The organism is Kitasatospora sp. NPDC058162 (assembly GCF_042884005.1).
Classification (GTDB): Bacteria; Actinomycetota; Actinomycetes; order Streptomycetales; family Streptomycetaceae; genus Kitasatospora.
In genome coordinates, this window is the sequence record NZ_JBHVUS010000048.1 from 46,421 (window position 1) to 61,758 (window position 15,338).

Below are 15,338 nucleotides of genomic sequence, written 5' to 3' on the forward strand. Positions count from 1 at the left end.
AAGACGGACGCCGATTTCTCGTTTCCCACGGGATTTCCGGTGTGCCGTGTTCTTGGCTGTCCGGCTTTCGGTGGGAGCGATACGGGCCCTCCGCGTGGCATTACCTACGACTTTCATGTCCGTACCGGAGCCCTTTTCCTAATGACGAGCCCCACCGACTCCTCCCTCAGCACCACCCCGCAGGTCGCGGTCAACGACATCGGCGACGCGGAGGCCTTCCTCGCCGCCATCGACGAGACCATCAAGTACTTCAACGATGGCGACATCGTCGAGGGCGTCATCGTGAAGGTCGACCGTGACGAGGTCCTCCTCGACATCGGTTACAAGACCGAGGGCGTCATCCCGTCCCGCGAGCTCTCGATCAAGCACGACGTTGACCCGCACGAGGTCGTCGCCGTCGGTGACAACATCGAGGCCCTGGTTCTCCAGAAGGAGGACAAGGAGGGTCGTCTCATCCTGTCCAAGAAGCGCGCTCAGTACGAGCGTGCCTGGGGCACGATCGAGAAGATCAAGGAAGAGGACGGCATCGTCACCGGTACCGTCATCGAGGTCGTCAAGGGTGGTCTCATCCTCGACATCGGCCTCCGGGGCTTCCTCCCCGCCTCGCTGGTCGAGATGCGTCGCGTCCGCGACCTCCAGCCCTACGTGGGCAAGGAGCTCGAGGCCAAGATCATCGAGCTGGACAAGAACCGCAACAACGTGGTCCTGTCCCGCCGTGCCTGGCTGGAGCAGACCCAGAGCGAGGTCCGCCAGACCTTCCTCACCACCCTGCAGAAGGGCCAGGTGCGCTCCGGCGTCGTCTCCTCGATCGTCAACTTCGGTGCCTTCGTGGACCTGGGTGGCGTCGACGGCCTGGTGCACGTCTCCGAGCTGTCCTGGAAGCACATCGACCACCCGTCCGAGGTTGTCGAGGTCGGCCAGGAGGTCACCGTCGAGGTTCTCGACGTTGACATGGACCGCGAGCGCGTCTCCCTGTCGCTGAAGGCGACCCAGGAGGACCCGTGGCAGCAGTTCGCCCGTACCCACCAGATCGGCCAGGTCGTTCCGGGTAAGGTCACCAAGCTGGTTCCGTTCGGTGCGTTCGTCCGCGTGGACGAGGGCATCGAGGGTCTGGTCCACATCTCCGAGCTGGCCGAGCGCCACGTCGAGATCCCGGAGCAGGTCGTCCAGGTCGGCGACGAGATCTTCGTCAAGGTCATCGACATCGACCTCGAGCGTCGTCGCATCAGCCTGTCGCTCAAGCAGGCCAACGAGGCCCTGGGTGCCAACCCGGCCGAGGTCGAGTTCGACCCGACCCTGTACGGCATGGCCGCCTCGTACGACGACCAGGGCAACTACATCTACCCGGAGGGCTTCGACCCCGAGGCGAACGACTGGCTGCCCGGCTTCGAGAAGCAGCGTGAGGAGTGGGAGCGCCAGTACGCCGAGGCGCAGTCCCGCTTCGAGCAGCACCAGGCCCAGGTCATCAAGAGCCGCGAGGCCGACGCCGAGGCCGCTGCCGAGGGTGGCGACGCCGTCGCCGCCGCTGCCGGTGGCTCGTACTCGTCCAGCAGCGACGAGGGCTCGGGCGCCCTGGCCTCCGACGAGGCCCTGGCCGCCCTGCGCGAGAAGCTGGCCGGCGGCCAGAGCTGAGGCTCTCGCCCCCCGCTAGCTGACAGCTAGGGAACGGGCCCCATCCGGATCACTCCGGTTGGGGCCCGTTTCGCGTTTTCCGGCCGGCTGCGGGTCGCCTTCCCCGGTCGGCTCCGGGTCACTTCCCCGGGTCGGCTTCGTGGCGCTTTCCGGCCGTTCTGCGGGCCTCGTCGTGCCTTCGTTTTTCGGTTTGACTTATGTGTGGTTTATGTGAAGGGAAATGTGAGATGAGGCTCATTGCCCTGCTATAGGCCGGAGTTCGGGTTGCACCTACATTGAGTGGAGCTGCCCGAAAGGCTCCTTCATGCGCATGCGCAACCCCTCCTCCGCCGGCTCCACCGCTGTGGTCGGCGGCCGGCTCGCCGCTCTCGGGCGGTTCTGCTTCCGCCACCGCCGCTGGGTGCTCGGCTTCTGGGCCGTCGTCCTGGTCGTCGGCGTGCTGATCGGCGGACGGGTGTTCGAGGGCACGGTGGCCGGGGCCTCCTCCGCCACCGCCGAGGCGGACCGGGGCAGCGCCGTGGTCGCCGCGGCCGATCCGGTCAAGGGCACGCTGACCGCCGTGGTGGACGGCAAACCGGTGGACGACCCGGCCGTACGGTCCGCCGTCCAGAAGGCCACCGCCGAGATCGCCGCCCTGCCCGGGGTCGCCGGCACCCAGGACGCCTACGGCGGCGGGCCGGGCGCGGCTGCGCTGCGGGCCGCCGACGGCAAGGCCGGCCTGATCACCGTACGGATGGCCGGCACCGCGACCTCCGCCCAGACCGACGCCGCCGTCCACCGCCTCGCCGCCCTGAACGGCGCGGGCGGCGCGCACGTGACCGTCGGCGGGGACCTAGTCCTCCAGCAGGAGGTCAAGCAGCAGACCGAGCAGGACACCCGCTTCGGCGAGATGGTGACCCTGCCGCTCACCCTGGTCGTCATGGTGCTGGTCTTCGGCGGCCTGGCCGCCGCCTCGCTGCCGGTGATCGGCGCCGTCGCCTCGGTGGGCGGGGCGCTGCTCGCCATGTTCGGATTCAGCCGGATCATGGACATCGACACCAGCGTGCTGCCGATCGCCACCGTGCTGGGGCTCGGGCTCTCGATCGACTACGCGCTGTTGATGGTGAATCGTTTCCGCGAGGAACGCGGCCACGGCGCGGGCATCGCCGCCGCCGTCGAGCGCACCGCCGCGACCGCCGGACGCACCGTCGCCTTCTCCGGGCTGACCGTGGCCGTCGCCCTGTCCGGCCTCTTCGTCTTCACCAGCCCGGTCCTGGGCGCGGTCGCCGCCGCCGGGGTGAGCGTGGTGGTGATCGCGGTCGCCGCGGCACTCACCCTGATCCCCGCCCTGCTCGGCTTCGCCGGGGGCCGGATCAAGACACCCACCGCACCCGTGCCGGACGAGGGCTTCTTCAGCCGTACGGTTCGCCGGGTCCGCAAGCGGGCGGTGCTCGTCACCCTCGCCTGCGTGGGCGTGCTGATGGCGGCCGGGGCCCCCTTCCTGCACGCCGACATGCGCAGCTCCGGCGCCGCCGTGCTGCCCGCCTCCTCGGCCGGGCGGCAGGTCGCCGAGACCGTCGACCACCGCTTCCCGCAGGTCGCGGCCGCGCCGATCACCGTGGTGGTCGAGGGCGGGGCGCCGGTGGCGCAGGCCTACGCGGACGAGGTGGTCGCCAAGCTGCCCGGGGTCAGCGGGGTGCGGGCGGTGACGCCGGTCGGCGACGCGGTGTCGACGGTCGACGTGCTGGTGCACGGGGATCCGCAGGGCGCCACGGCCAAGCAGGTGGTGGACGAGCTGCGGGCCGACCGGGGCGGGTTGAGGACGTACGTCACCGGTGGCGCGGCCTCGGTGGTGGACTTCCAGGACGAGCTGCTCTCGCGCGGGCCGTGGGCGCTGGGCCTGGTCGCGGCCGGGACGCTGGTGCTGCTGTTCCTGATGACCGGCTCGGTGGTGATGCCGGTCAAGGCACTGCTGATGAACCTGCTCTCGCTGGGCGCCTCGCTCGGCGCGCTGACCCTGGTGTTCCAGGACGGCTGGCTGAGCGGGCTGCTCGGGTTCAGCCCGACGGGCGGGCTGGAGACCTTCATCCCGGTGCTGGTCTTCGCCTTCGCCTTCGGGCTGTCGATGGACTACGAGGTGTTCCTGCTCTCCCGGATCAAGGAGCTGACCGAGCGCGGGCACGGCTGCGTCCGGGCGGTGGAGCTGGGCGTCCAGCGCAGCGGTCGGATCATCACCTCGGCGGCGCTGCTGATGGTGATCGTCTTCGCGGGCTTCGCCCTCGGGGACATGCTCATGGTCAAGCAGATGGGCATCGCGCTGGCCGTCGCCGTCGCGGTGGACGCCACCCTGGTGCGCTGCCTGCTGGTGCCCGCCGCGATGAGCCTGTTCGGCGAGTTCAACTGGTGGGCGCCCGCCTGGCTGAAGCGGTTGCACCGGCGGTTCGGGCTGAGCGAGCACGTGGACCTGCCGGAGATCGAGCCGGCGGTGCTCCCGGCGCCGCGGCCGGCGGCCGAGAAGCTGGTCGAGGACTCGGCCGAGAAGCTGGTCGAGGCGTAGCCGGCCACCGCCTCCGGGGTCACGCCAGGCGGTTCAACAGGGCGACGGCGGTGCGCAGCTGTTCCCGTTCCGCGGTGCTGAGGCGGGATTCGATGGCGGTGGCGATGTGGTGCTCCCGGCGGGCGCGCTGGTCGAGCAGGGCCAGCCGGCCGGCCTCGGTGGCGGCGATCAGCTGCTTGCGGCCGTCGGTGGGGTGGGGCTGCTGGGCGACCAGCCCGGCCTCCGACATCAAGGCGACCGTGCGGGCCATCGACTGGTGGCGCACCCGGCGGCGGTCGGCGAGTTCGGCGACGGTGTAGGAGCGCTCGTCGCGGACCAGCAGCCCGAGCACGGCGGCCTGGTTGGGCGGCAGGTCGTCGCTGTCGCGCAGGGTGCGGACCAGGCTGCCGAGGGCGGAGCGCAGGTCGGCGGCGAGGTCCAGGGTGTCCGGGTGCGGGGCGTTGCTGGGCATGGGAGAAGTGTATCGGGAATGTGTGCAGCAAAACTGTACAGTCATGCTGTATGGTTTCGACCATGCGAATCACCAAGTTCGGACACGCCTGCGTACGCATCGAGCACCACGGCACCACGCTCGTCATCGACCCCGGGGCCTTCACCGACCCCGCCGCCCTGGCCGGGGCCGACGCCGTGCTGATCACCCACGAGCACATGGACCACTTCGAGCAGTCCCGGCTGCGCGCCGCCCTGGAGGCCGACCCGGCGCTGCGGGTGTGGACCAACGGCGACGTCGCCGCCCAGCTGGACGGCGTCGGGCAGCGGGTCACCGCGGTCGGCGAGGGCGACGCCTTCGAGATCGGCGGGGTCGGGATCTCCGTCCACGGCGAGTGGCACGCCGAGATCCACCGGGACATCCCGCTGGTCAAGAACATCGGCTTCCTCCTCGACGGCCGGCTGTTCCACCCCGGCGATGCCTTCACCGTGCCGCCGCACGCCGTGGACACCCTGCTGCTGCCGCTCGCGGCGCCGTGGAGCAAGGCCGGTGAAGTGGTCGACTACGTCCGGGAGGCGGGCCCGCGGGTGGCCGTGCCGGTGCACGAGGCGACGCTCAGCCCGATCGGGCACATGATCGCCACCCGGCTGCTCGGGCCGGACGGGCCGGGGACCGGATCGGAGCTGACCGTGCTGGGCGAGGGCGAGAGCCTGGAGCTGAGCTGAGTTGGCGGGCTGGGCCTGGGCTGACGCCAGCGGTGGCGCGCCGGTAGCCTGACGCCATGCTGAAGATCGGACTGACCGGCGGGATCGGCGCGGGCAAGAGCGAGGTGTCCCGGCTGTTCGCCGCGCGCGGCGCGGTGATCGTGGACTCCGACCTGATCGCCCGCGAGGTGGTCGCCCCCGGGACGGACGGCCTGGCGGCCGTGGTCGCCGAGTTCGGCCCGCAGGTGCTGCGGGAGGACGGCACGCTGGACCGGCCCGCCCTCGGGGCGGTCGTGTTCGCCGACCCGGAGAAGCTCCGGGCGCTGAACGCGATCGTCCACCCGCTGGTGCGGGCCCGATCCGCCGAGCTGGAGGCGGCCGCCGCGCCCGACGCGGTGGTGGTGCACGACGTGCCGCTGCTCGCCGAGAACGGCCTGGCGCCGCTGTTCGACCTGGTCGTGGTGATCGACGCGGACGACGAGGTGCGGCTGGACCGGCTGGTCCGGCTGCGCGGGATGGCCGAGGAGGAGGCTCGGGCCCGGATGGCCGCGCAGGCTTCCCGGGCGGACCGGCTGGCGATCGCCGACCTGGTGATCGACAACGGCGGGCCGCTGGAGGCGCTGGCGGCGCGGGTCGACGAGGTGTGGGCGGAGCTGGTGAAGCGGGCTGCCGCTTAGTCTCGAACGGCGCCGAGCGGCAGTCGGGCCCGGACGGCGAAGCCGCCCTCGGGCGTCGGGCCGGCGTGCAGGGTGCCGCCGAGGTCGTCGGCGCGGGTGCGCATGCCGGCCAGGCCGTGCCCGCCCGAGGGCAGCTCCGGTCCCGGACCGTCCGCCCCGGCCGGGGAGTTGACCACCGTCAGGCGCAGCCCGTCCGGTTCGACCGCGACCGTGACGGCCACCTCGGCGGCCGGGGCGTGCTTGTGGGCGTTGGTCAGTGCCTCCTGGACGATCCGGTAGGCCGCGTACTGCACCTTCGGGCCGGGGGCGGGCAGTCCGTCGTCCGGGCCGGTGACGGTCAGGCCGACCGCCAGCCCCGCCCGGCGGGACTCCTGGACCAGGGTGGGCAGGCCGCGCAGCGAGGGCGCCTGGTCGGAGGCCGGGGTCAGCACCCCGAGCAGGCCGCGCAGTTCGGTGAGCGCCTGGAGGCCCAGGGCGCGGATCAGGCCGAGGGTCTCCCGGACGGCGGCCGGGTCGTCGGCCTGGGCGACCTGCCCGGCGCCGGCGTGCAGGGTGATCAGCGAGACCCGGTTGGACACCACGTCGTGCATCTCCCGGGCGAGCCGGGCGCGTTCGGCGCCGGCGGCCCGCTCCTCGGCGTGCCGCCGGGCCTCCACCAGCAGCCGGTTCCGTTCGGCCAGCAGCCGGTTGCGCTCGGCGAGCACGCTGACGGTGCGGGCGCGCTGGTGGGCGGTCAGGCCCAGGGCGAGCGGGACGGCGCCGAACACCAGCGGGTCCTCGACCAGGTTGGCCAGCGCGGAGGGGGTGCTGACGTCCCCGAGGTCGAAGGGGACGAACAGCCGGATCTCGGCCAGCACCGCGAGGGCGTACAGCACCGGGTTGGCGCCGCGCCGCGCGGCCAGCCCGTACAGCGCGACGGCGAGCGGGAGTTGGCCGCTCAGCAGGGTGGCCGCGGTGGTGGCCCGGGGGAAGCGGCGGCGGAAGGCGAGCGCGCAGGCGCCGAAGGCCATCAGGGCGGCGTTCGTCCCCGGTGAGGTGGTGGGGCCGAAGTCGGGGTCGTGTGCGGCGAGCGGGACGAGCACCAGCAGGACGACGGCGGTCGGCGCGAGGGTGCGGACCGGGCGGGGCAGGCGCAGCACGGGGCCGGGCAGCGGTGCGCTGAGGTCCTGCTCCTCGGCCGGCTCCTCGGCCGGCTGGTCGGTGGGCTGGCGCATGAGGGGCATGCTTCCACACCCACGGCATATCCAGGGATGACCGTCGGATCATGTGACCGATCCGGTGGGCCGGAGGGGACTTGGAGGCCGGTCCGCGGGGAAGGGAGCATGGAGTGATGGATGATCGTTTTTCTGCTGAACCGCTGACCACCGAGCGCCTGGAGAGCTACTCCCGCGCCGACCAGGACCAGATCCTCGGCCCCGGCGAGGACCCGTACGGCGTCGCCTACACCGGGCTGACCTTCCAGTCCAAGGACGTGCACTTCGGCATCCGGGCCGCCGACGGCCGGCTCGTCGCCCACACCGGGCTGCTCCCGCTCCCGCTCACCGTCGGCGGCACCGACCTGGAGGCGATGGGCGTCGGCGGCGTCTGCGTCGCCGCCGAACGGCGCGGCGAGGGGCTGGCGCAGGCCGTGGTCGGGGCCGCGCTGGACCACGGGCGCGCACTCGGGTTCCGGTACGCGCTGCTGTTCTGCCGCCCGCCGCTGGCGGCGTTCTACCGGGGGCTCGGCTTCCGGGAGGTGGCCGAGGAGGTGACGGTCGAACAGCCGGAGGGGCGGCTCGCCGTGATGCCGCTGCGCACCATGTGGCGGCCGCTGGCGCAGGGCGCCGGATGGCCGGAGGGGCCGGTGCGGCTGCGCTCGCTGCCGATGTGAGGGCCGATCGGCCGGCCGGATGAGGCTCAGGCGTGGGTCGCTTCGCGGAGCGCCGCGTGGGCGACGGCCGCCTCGGCCAGGGCGCGGATCATCGGGTGGGCCCGGGTGCCGTCGCCGGACAGCTCGGGCTGGAACAGCGAGGCCAGGAAGAACGGGTGCTCCGGCAGCTCCAGGATGCGGACCTCGCCGGACGCGTCCGCGCCGCTGAACCGCAGCCCGTGGGCGCGCAGCCGGTCCAGGTACTCGGCGTTGAGGCCGTAGGTGCAGTGGTAGCGCTCCTGGGTGCCGGTGGCGCCCAGGGCGCGCTCGGCCAGGGTGCCGGGGGTGATCGCGACGGCGCCCTCGTGGCCCACCAGGGAGCAGCTGAGCGGGACGATCACCTGCTGGTCGTGGTCCGGGTGCTGCTCGCCGTTGACGGCCCCGGTGATGCCGCAGACGTTCCGGGCGTACTCCAGCACCGCGTGCTGGAACCCGGCGCAGGTGCCGAGGAAGGGGATGTCGAGCTCCCGGGCGGTCCGGATCGCGGCGAGGGCGCCCGCCTCGCTGCGGTACGGGCTGCCGGGCAGCAGCCAGACGGCGTCGAAGCCGTCCAGCGCGCCGGGCGACCCGGCGGCCTCGGTGGGGATCCAGTAGGCGTCCAGGACGAGCTGCTCGCGTTCGGCGAGGGAGTCGAGCAGGCCGGGGACGCGGGCGTGCGAGCGGACGGCGGGGGAGCGGTCGCCGACGAGGGCGACCCGCGGGGTCTGGTAGGTCATGCGGCTATCCTGACCCCGCATCCGAGATCAGCGCCAACGATGATTTCTTACCTCTCGATCAGATCGGTTGATGGCCGCCGTGGATCCGCAGCAGTTGCGCACCTTCGTCACCGTCGCCCGGCTCGCCTCCTTCTCCGAGGCGGCCCGGGACCTCGGGTACACCCAGTCCGCGGTCTCCCAGCAGATCGCCGCCCTGGAGACCGACCTCGGCACCGCCCTGCTGGTCCGCCGCCCGGTCGGCCCGACCCCGGCCGGACAGCGGCTGCTCGAACACGCTGCCCCGCTGCTGGTCCGGCTGGAGGCGGCGCGCGCCGACGTCGCACGCCTGGCCGGTGCCCCGAGCGCCCGGCTGGTGCTCGGGGCCACCCCACTGGCGGTCGGGGCGGCCCTGGGGCACGCGCTCGGCGAAGTGCGCCGGGTGTACCCGCAGGTGGAACCAGTCGTCCAGGTGCTCGCCCAGGACGTGCTGCCCGCCCAGGTCGCCACCGGCGAGGTCGACCTCGCCCTGATCGACGGCCTGGCCGCGCCCAGCGACCCGCTGCCGCTGCCCGAGGTCGGGCCGCTGACCACCGTCGCCGTCGACGAACAGCCGCTCGCCGTCGCCCTGCCCGTCGGACACCCGCTGGCCGGCCGCAGCGGCCTCGCGCTCGCCGACCTCTCCGCCGCCCGCTGGCTGGACGCCCCCGACCTCACCCCCACCGCGGCCCGGCTGCGCGCCGCCACCGGCACCGACGGCTTCCGGCCCGCCACCCGCTACCGCGGCACCGACCTGCACGGGCTGCTCGCCCTGGTCGCCGCCGGGCACGGGCTCACCCTGCTGCCCGCGCCCGTCCTCGCCCTGGCACCCGGGATCGCCTCCGCGCCGATAGCCGCGCCCCGGCTGGTGCACCGCACCGAACTCCTCCACGGCAGCCTCCCGGAGGGTCCGGCGGCGCTGCTGGCACGGCTGCTGGCGGGGTGAGGGGGTCGGGCGGTGACCAGCTCGGCCGGCGCGGTGGTCAGGCCGCGGTCCGGCGGGCGTCGGTCCGGCGGTCGTCGGGCCGGCGGTCGTCGGGCCGGGTGAGGAAGGCGGCCACCGTGTCCGTGAGGGCTGTCGGGTCGTCCAGCCACGGGTAGTGGCCCGCGCCCGGCTGGACGGTGAGGGTGACGTCCGGGAAGAGCGACGCCGCCTCGGCGGCCGAGGCCGCGGTGGGCCACAGGTCCAGCTCCCCGGCGAGCAGCAGGACCGGGCAGGTCAGGGTGGCCAGGCGTCGGCGCAGGTCTTCGGTGTCGGGGGTGTAGTCGGCGTAGTAGTGCTCGCTGACCGGGAGGGAGCGCTGGGCCGGGTCGGCGGCGGCGTGGGCGCGGGCCGCGTCGTCCCAGCGGCCGTACATCAGGGGCTCGAAGGCGTAGCGGTACCGGGCGGCCTCGGCGAAGGTCGTGGCGGACTGCATCCCGTCGTACCCGACGACGGCCTCGGCGTGCCAGGGCTCGCCGGCCCGGGTGGCGATCACCTCCCGCGCGCCGGTGCCGGAGGGCAGGCCGACGGCGGCGAAGGACGGGGTGAGCAGGGTGAGGCTGGTCAGGCGGTCGGGGTGGGCGGCCGCGTACAGCATGGCCAGGCTGCCGCCCGCGGAGTGGCCGAGCAGGTCGATCCGGTCCAGGCCGAGGTGGCGGCGCAGCGCCTCGACGTCGGCGACCAGGCGGTCGACCCGGAAGCTCGCCGGGTCGGCGGGCATCGCGGAGGCGCCGGTGCCCCGGGTGTCGGGCAGGACCAGGGTGCGGTGGGCGCCCAGGCCGCCGAGGTCGCCGAGGTACTCGGCGGCGCGGCCGGGGCCGCCGGGGAGGCAGAGCAGCGGCGGGCCGTCGCCCACGGTGCGGAAGGCCAGTTCGGTGCCGTCGTACGAGGTGAAGAACTCCATGGCGGACAGCCTGGAGGGCCGGCGCGCCCACGGCTATCGTTCAGCCAGGGCTACATGGTTCAGCCAGGACTGAATGATCGAGGGGCGGTGGCCGCGTGGCGGTGGAGATCCGGCTGTCGGCGGCGGAGGTCGCCAGGGTCCGGTTCGCGGTCTCGCCGCTGGCCGAGACGGTGCTCGGGCTGCGGCTCGCGCTCGGGGTCGGTGGGCACGACGTGCACCGGGCGTGGGTGCGCGAGGCCCGGCCGGTGCTCGCCGGGGAGACCGAACTGCCGCTGCTGCGCGCCCTGTTGACGGGGTGCCTGCCGTCCTTCTTCTTCCCGGTGCCGGAGCTGCGGCTGCCCTCGTTCGAGGCCGAACTGGCCGGACTGCGGGTGACCGACCCGGAGTACACGGCGGCCGAGTGCGCGGCCGCGCTGGGCGCCGCCCGGGCGCGTGAACTCCCGGACCCAGTCGCTCTGTTGGGGCGCCTCGCCGACGCGCTGCAGCGCTTCCACGACGCCCTGGTGGCCCCGCACTGGGGCCGGATGCTGGCCCTGCTGGAGGTGGACCTGGGCCGCCGGGCGGTGACCCTGGTGGACCGCGGAGTGGAGGGGCTGTTCGCCGAGCTGCACGAGGACGTGGTGTGGCGGGAGGGCGAGCTGCTGGTGCACGGCCGCCGCCGCGCCGGGGCGGTGTGGACGGTCGAGGCGGGCGGGCACGGACTGGCGCTGCTGCCGTCCGTCTTCGGTTGGCCGGACGTGATGGTCGACTACTCGCCGCGCGCCGCCGCCTCGATCCGCTACCCGGCGGCCGGCGTCGGACTGCTCTGGGAACGGCCCCGGCCGTCGTCCGCCGGGCTGGCCGCCGTCCTCGGGCGCACCCGCGCGGAGCTGCTCGCCGTGCTCGGCGAGCCGTTGAGCACCCCGCAGCTCGCCGACCGGCTGGGCGTCACCCCGAGCGCCGTCTCCCAGCACCTCGGCGCGCTGCGCGGCGCGGGCCTGGTGGCCACCCGGCGGACCGGGCGCAGCGCGCTGCACCTGCGGACGGCGGTGGGGGCGGTGCTGGTGGGCGAGGCGGAGGCCGTGTAGCCGGGGCGGGCTCCGGGGCGGCCCCCTGGGGGTCGGGTGGATGTGGAGGGCCGGACACCACTCGTTCACGTCCCGGACCAGACGATCGTCGCGCGGGCGGTGCTGTCATGGGCACAGTCGCCCGGCGAACGGCCGGGCCGGCCCAGGAGAGCGCCAACCATGATGCTCCGTCAGCGTCTCACCGTCATCGCCGCGGCGGCCACCCTCGCCGCCGCCGGGCTCGCCACCGGCACCGCGCAGGCCGCCTCGGCCGCGCACAAGCCGGGCAAGTCCGGTGCCACCAAGGCCAGTTGTTCGCAGGCGCGCCTGCCGCTGCCCGACCCGTCCTGCACCCCGGGCGCGTACAACCCGGCGGTCACCCAGGCCACCATCGGCCAGACCATCTGCGTCTCCGGCTGGACCGCCACCGTGCGCCCGCCGGTCAGCTACACCAACGCGCTGAAGGTCCAGCAGATCGCCCAGTACGGCTACTCGGACACCAACCCGGCGGACTACGAGGAGGACCACTTCGTCCCGCTGGAGCTCGGCGGCGCGCCGCGCGACCCGCACAACCTGTGGCCCGAGCCGCGCTACGGCAACGAGCCCGCGCAGAGCAAGGACTCGGTCGAGACCAGACTCAAGAACGCGGTGTGCGGCCACAAGGTGACCCTGGACGCCGCCCGCAGCGCGATCGCCAGCGACTGGACCACGGCGCTCAGCCGCCTGGGGCTGTGAGCCGCTGAGGAATGGTGCCGCCAGGTCCGTCCGGTCCCCTGTGCCGGACGGGCCTGGCGGCGGTCTGTCGGTACGTCAGCCGCAGCCGGGGAAGGCCTCGCAGAGCGGGGCCGTCATTCCGGTGGCGACGTACTTGTCCTCGGGTGCCTTCCAGGCGTCCTTGGGCTGGGCGCCGCCCTTGGTGGTCGCCCAGACGGACAGTTCGCTGACCGCTCCGCCGCCCACCACGACGTACTCGTGCAGGGTGGCGGTGGAGCCGTCGGCCTGCGGGGCCGTCACGGTGGCGGCGAAGAAGGGCCCGTCGGTCGGGCTGGTCACCTTCACCGTGGCGCCCGGCGCGGTCTTGGCACAGTTCGTCACGGCCTCGGCCAGGGCCCGCTTGATCGCGTACGCGGTCTGGGCGTTGCCGCTGCTGTGGGTCGGGTCGCCCCAGAAGTCCACGGTCTGCTGGGCCGTCCAGCGGTCCCCGCCGAAGCCGACCGCGGCCTTGGCGCGCGCCGCGCCGTCGGTGTACATGTACTCCTCGCCCTTGGGGGGCGCAGCATGGCACAGCTCCATGCCCTTGAAGTCGACCGACCCGGTGACCGGCTTGGCGTTGGCCGCCAGCGGGGCGAAGTGGTAGGTCTCGTCCATCGGGATGATCTTGGTGTCCATCCAGGCCTTCGCCGGGACGCCCTTGTCGGCGCCTCCGCCGGTGGGCTTGGTGGCGTCGGCGGAGGGCTTGGCGGTGTTGCCGCCCGCGGGTGCCGCGGTGGTCGGCGCCGCCGGGGCGGCGCTCTTGCCGCCGTCCTGGCCGCTGTTGTCCGGGCCGCAGGCGCTCAGGGCGCCCGCGCAGAGCAGGGCGGCGGCGGTGGCGGTGACCAGTCTGATGCTGCTGCGCAACTGACGATTCCTCGCGTGTCCGGTGTCGTGGATCGGGGCCGGGGTCCGGGCCGGCGGCGCGTCGGCCGTCCGCCCCCGTCGCCCGGCCGACCCGTGGCTGCGGGCACTCGGCATGGCTGTTCCTCCCCCGTTGGTGCTGCCGTCAGGCCCCCTGGCTCCGCAGCTCACCGCAGGTCTGAGGAACGGTCAGAGCGGGTGCTGCGTCGACGGCGGTCGAAACCTACGACACGGCGGCGCCCGGAGCAAAGCGGGATTCCGGCGGGCGTCGGGGCGGATGCGGCAGTTGCAGCGGGCTGGTGGTGAACATGTGTGCGGTCGCGGCGGAACCGATGGCCGGCGGGAGGTGCCGTCCGGCCGGTCCGACGGTGCCCGGACCCCTTGGGGCGCACCGGATCCCCGATCCCGGAGCCGTGCTTCGGCGGTGGGTCGTGCCCGTCCGGGGCGGCGCCGGCCCGTCCCGGCGGGGCCGCCGATGCCAAGGCTTCCTCCCGGCCGCAGGCGGGTGTGATCCCACCCACGGTCCGGGTCCTGGCAGTTCGCGCAGGGAGTTCGGCGGCCCGGCGCGGCAGGGGCCGACCGGCGTGCGGGCGGCAGCCGGGACGGAACCGGGACGGAATCCGGACCGGCCCGTTACGGCTGCGGGTGGGTGCCCTTACGGCTGAGGGTGGGTGCCCGGGACGCCGAGCTGGGCGGCGAGCCAGGGGAGGGCCTGGGCGAAGGTCGCGGAGCCGGTCTGCCAGGTGTGCTTGCCGGAGCCGACGGTGTCGGTGGTGCGGATGCCGTCCTTCTTGGCGGCCGCCTCCAGGGTCTTGGCGGACTCGATCTGCCCGTGCTCCTCGTCGCCCTGGCCGAAGTAGCCGGAGACGCCCTGGTACTTGGGGTGGTGGCCGGCGAGCACGGTCAGCGGGTCGTGGGCGGCCCAGGCGGCCGCGTTGCCGCCGTACAGCTCCTGGACGGTGTGGTCCTTGTCGCCGATGTACGGGCCCTTGTCGCCGGAGAAGTCGCCGAAGTGGGTGAAGGCGTTGGGGTGCTCGACGACCAGGTCGAAGGCGCAGGTGCCGCCCATCGACCAGCCCGCCACGCCCCACTTGTGCGGGTCGGTGGCGGCGTTGAAGGTCTTCTCGATGTACGGGGGGACGTCCTTGAGCAGGTGGCTCTCGGAGTTGCCGTGCGGGCCGTCCACGCACTCGGTGTCCACCCGGAAGCCGCCGGTGGCGTCCACGAAGACCAGGATCGGCGCGAAGCCGTTGTGCTTCGCGGCGAACTCGTCGGCGGTCTTCACCGCGTTGCCCGAGCGGATCCAGTTGTCGGGCGCCGCGAACTCCCCGCCGATCATCTCCAGTGCCGGCAGCTTCGGCCGGTTCTGGCTGCGGAACCAGGCGGGCGGCAGGTAGACCAGCTCCTGGCGGTGGGTGAAGCCGCTGGCGGTGTCCGGGATGTCGACCTGGACGATGCGGCCGGTCCTGGTCTTGCCGTGGATCGAGGAGACCTCGGCCAGGGTGATCTGGTCCGGCAGCGGCTGGCCGCTCAGCTCGCCGATCGCGTCGTCGACCGTCGGGTAGTAGCCGGTGGCGATGTTCACGCTGTTCGCGGCGCAGAACAGCGCCAGCACCACGGTCGGCGCCACCAGCGCCCGCCGCCACCACCTCGCGCCGCGCCAGCCGAAGCCGAGCACGGCGAACGCCGCGATCGCCACCCCGCTCCACAGCCACACCCCGAACGGGATCGGGTCGGTGATCCCGGCCAGGGTGAGCACGGCGACGGCGACGACCGCGGTGATCGCCAGCGCCGTACCGAGCGCGATCGGCCCCCACTTGCGCTGCCACGTCCGGTCCCGCCAGCCCACCGCGGTCAGGAACAGGGCGAGGGCGGCGGCCTGGACCGTCCAGGGGAACCAGCCGTCGAGCAGCGAGACGTTCATGCGCGGAGGCTAGGGGCGGTGGATGAGAAGGGGCTTAAAGGCTGACCGTTCGCTGGTGACGGTCTGGGAGTGGCCTGGGAGGCTAGGGCACGGTCGCCTTCGCTGTTGTGGCGGTGCCGGTCCACCGCCGGGCGCCGGTTTGGACGGGACGGCTCTCAGAAAGTGTTGGGTAATTGATCAACTGCATGGCGTGAGTTGCTGGGGGTGATCTTCGCGGGCGTCTCGGCCGCGAAGATCACCGTCATGTGT

At 73.5% G+C, this 15,338-nt stretch carries 14 protein-coding genes; 8 read left to right on the top strand and 6 right to left on the bottom strand.

The features are described 5' to 3' along the window. The first annotated feature begins 141 nt into the window (after positions 1-141). On the top strand, positions 142-1,632 hold the full coding sequence (gene rpsA / locus ACFVXG_RS42120; protein WP_153460312.1) for a 30S ribosomal protein S1: 1,491 nt from the start codon (positions 142-144) through the stop codon (positions 1,630-1,632). A gap of 304 nt (positions 1,633-1,936) precedes the next feature. Beyond that, positions 1,937-4,168, top strand: a complete 2,232-nt coding sequence (locus tag ACFVXG_RS42125) for an MMPL family transporter (RefSeq protein WP_387935781.1) — start codon at positions 1,937-1,939, stop codon at positions 4,166-4,168. Between the two features lie 19 nt (positions 4,169-4,187). Here the strand turns inward: ACFVXG_RS42125 and ACFVXG_RS42130 are convergent, their stop codons facing one another. After that, positions 4,188-4,619 carry a MarR family winged helix-turn-helix transcriptional regulator gene (locus ACFVXG_RS42130; protein WP_387935782.1) on the bottom strand — a complete coding sequence of 144 codons (432 nt, stop codon included), beginning with the start codon at positions 4,617-4,619 and terminating at the stop codon, positions 4,188-4,190. Positions 4,620-4,681: 62 nt separating this feature from the next. On the opposite strand from ACFVXG_RS42130, the gene ACFVXG_RS42135 reads away from it, so the two are divergent. Continuing rightward, positions 4,682-5,323: an MBL fold metallo-hydrolase gene (locus tag ACFVXG_RS42135; RefSeq protein ID WP_387935783.1), complete on the top strand. Its 642-nt coding sequence runs from the start codon at positions 4,682-4,684 to the stop codon at positions 5,321-5,323. Between the two features lie 56 nt (positions 5,324-5,379). Further along, on the top strand, positions 5,380-5,979 hold the full coding sequence (gene coaE, locus ACFVXG_RS42140) for a dephospho-CoA kinase (protein WP_387935784.1): 600 nt from the start codon (positions 5,380-5,382) through the stop codon (positions 5,977-5,979). On the opposite strand, the gene ACFVXG_RS42145 is transcribed toward coaE, so the two are convergent. Continuing rightward, positions 5,976-7,193: a sensor histidine kinase gene (locus ACFVXG_RS42145; RefSeq protein ID WP_387935785.1), complete on the bottom strand. Its 1,218-nt coding sequence runs from the start codon at positions 7,191-7,193 to the stop codon at positions 5,976-5,978. The genes coaE and ACFVXG_RS42145 overlap by 4 nt on opposite strands. Before the next feature lie 116 nt (positions 7,194-7,309). On the opposite strand from ACFVXG_RS42145, the gene ACFVXG_RS42150 reads away from it, so the two are divergent. Beyond that, positions 7,310-7,849 carry a GNAT family N-acetyltransferase gene (locus tag ACFVXG_RS42150; protein ID WP_387935786.1) on the top strand — a complete coding sequence of 180 codons (540 nt, stop codon included), beginning with the start codon at positions 7,310-7,312 and terminating at the stop codon, positions 7,847-7,849. A 26-nt stretch (positions 7,850-7,875) separates the two neighbouring features. Here the strand turns inward: ACFVXG_RS42150 and ACFVXG_RS42155 are convergent, their stop codons facing one another. Beyond that, entirely contained in the window at positions 7,876-8,604 is a 729-nt protein-coding gene (locus ACFVXG_RS42155; protein ID WP_387935787.1) for a hypothetical protein, read from the bottom strand. A 70-nt stretch (positions 8,605-8,674) separates the two neighbouring features. Here ACFVXG_RS42155 and ACFVXG_RS42160 point away from each other — a divergent pair, with 70 nt between their 5' ends. Continuing rightward, positions 8,675-9,565 carry a LysR family transcriptional regulator gene (locus ACFVXG_RS42160; protein ID WP_387935788.1) on the top strand — a complete coding sequence of 297 codons (891 nt, stop codon included), beginning with the start codon at positions 8,675-8,677 and terminating at the stop codon, positions 9,563-9,565. A 37-nt stretch (positions 9,566-9,602) separates the two neighbouring features. Here the strand turns inward: ACFVXG_RS42160 and ACFVXG_RS42165 are convergent, their stop codons facing one another. Beyond that, positions 9,603-10,505, bottom strand: coding sequence for an alpha/beta fold hydrolase (locus ACFVXG_RS42165; protein ID WP_387935789.1), 903 nt, complete (start codon positions 10,503-10,505; stop codon positions 9,603-9,605). A gap of 95 nt (positions 10,506-10,600) precedes the next feature. Between ACFVXG_RS42165 and ACFVXG_RS42170 the strand changes: the two genes are divergently transcribed. Together ACFVXG_RS42170 and ACFVXG_RS42175 are read left to right on the top strand one after the other, a co-directional pair. Continuing rightward, the gene (locus ACFVXG_RS42170; protein WP_387935790.1) at positions 10,601-11,572 is read left to right on the top strand and encodes a DUF5937 family protein; all 972 of its coding nucleotides are present in this window, start codon (positions 10,601-10,603) and stop codon (positions 11,570-11,572) included. 159 nt (positions 11,573-11,731) lie between these two features. After that, positions 11,732-12,286 carry a hypothetical protein gene (locus tag ACFVXG_RS42175; protein WP_387935791.1) on the top strand — a complete coding sequence of 185 codons (555 nt, stop codon included), beginning with the start codon at positions 11,732-11,734 and terminating at the stop codon, positions 12,284-12,286. 75 nt (positions 12,287-12,361) lie between these two features. Here ACFVXG_RS42175 and ACFVXG_RS42180 read toward each other — a convergent pair whose 3' ends face one another. Both ACFVXG_RS42180 and ACFVXG_RS42185 read right to left on the bottom strand, forming a co-directional pair. Continuing rightward, complete coding sequence (locus ACFVXG_RS42180) at positions 12,362-13,168, bottom strand: hypothetical protein (protein WP_387935792.1); 807 nt, start codon at positions 13,166-13,168, stop codon at positions 12,362-12,364. Positions 13,169-13,820: 652 nt separating this feature from the next. Beyond that, complete coding sequence (locus ACFVXG_RS42185; RefSeq protein ID WP_387935793.1) at positions 13,821-15,089, bottom strand: alpha/beta hydrolase; 1,269 nt, start codon at positions 15,087-15,089, stop codon at positions 13,821-13,823. Between the last annotated feature and the right edge of the window lie 249 nt (positions 15,090-15,338).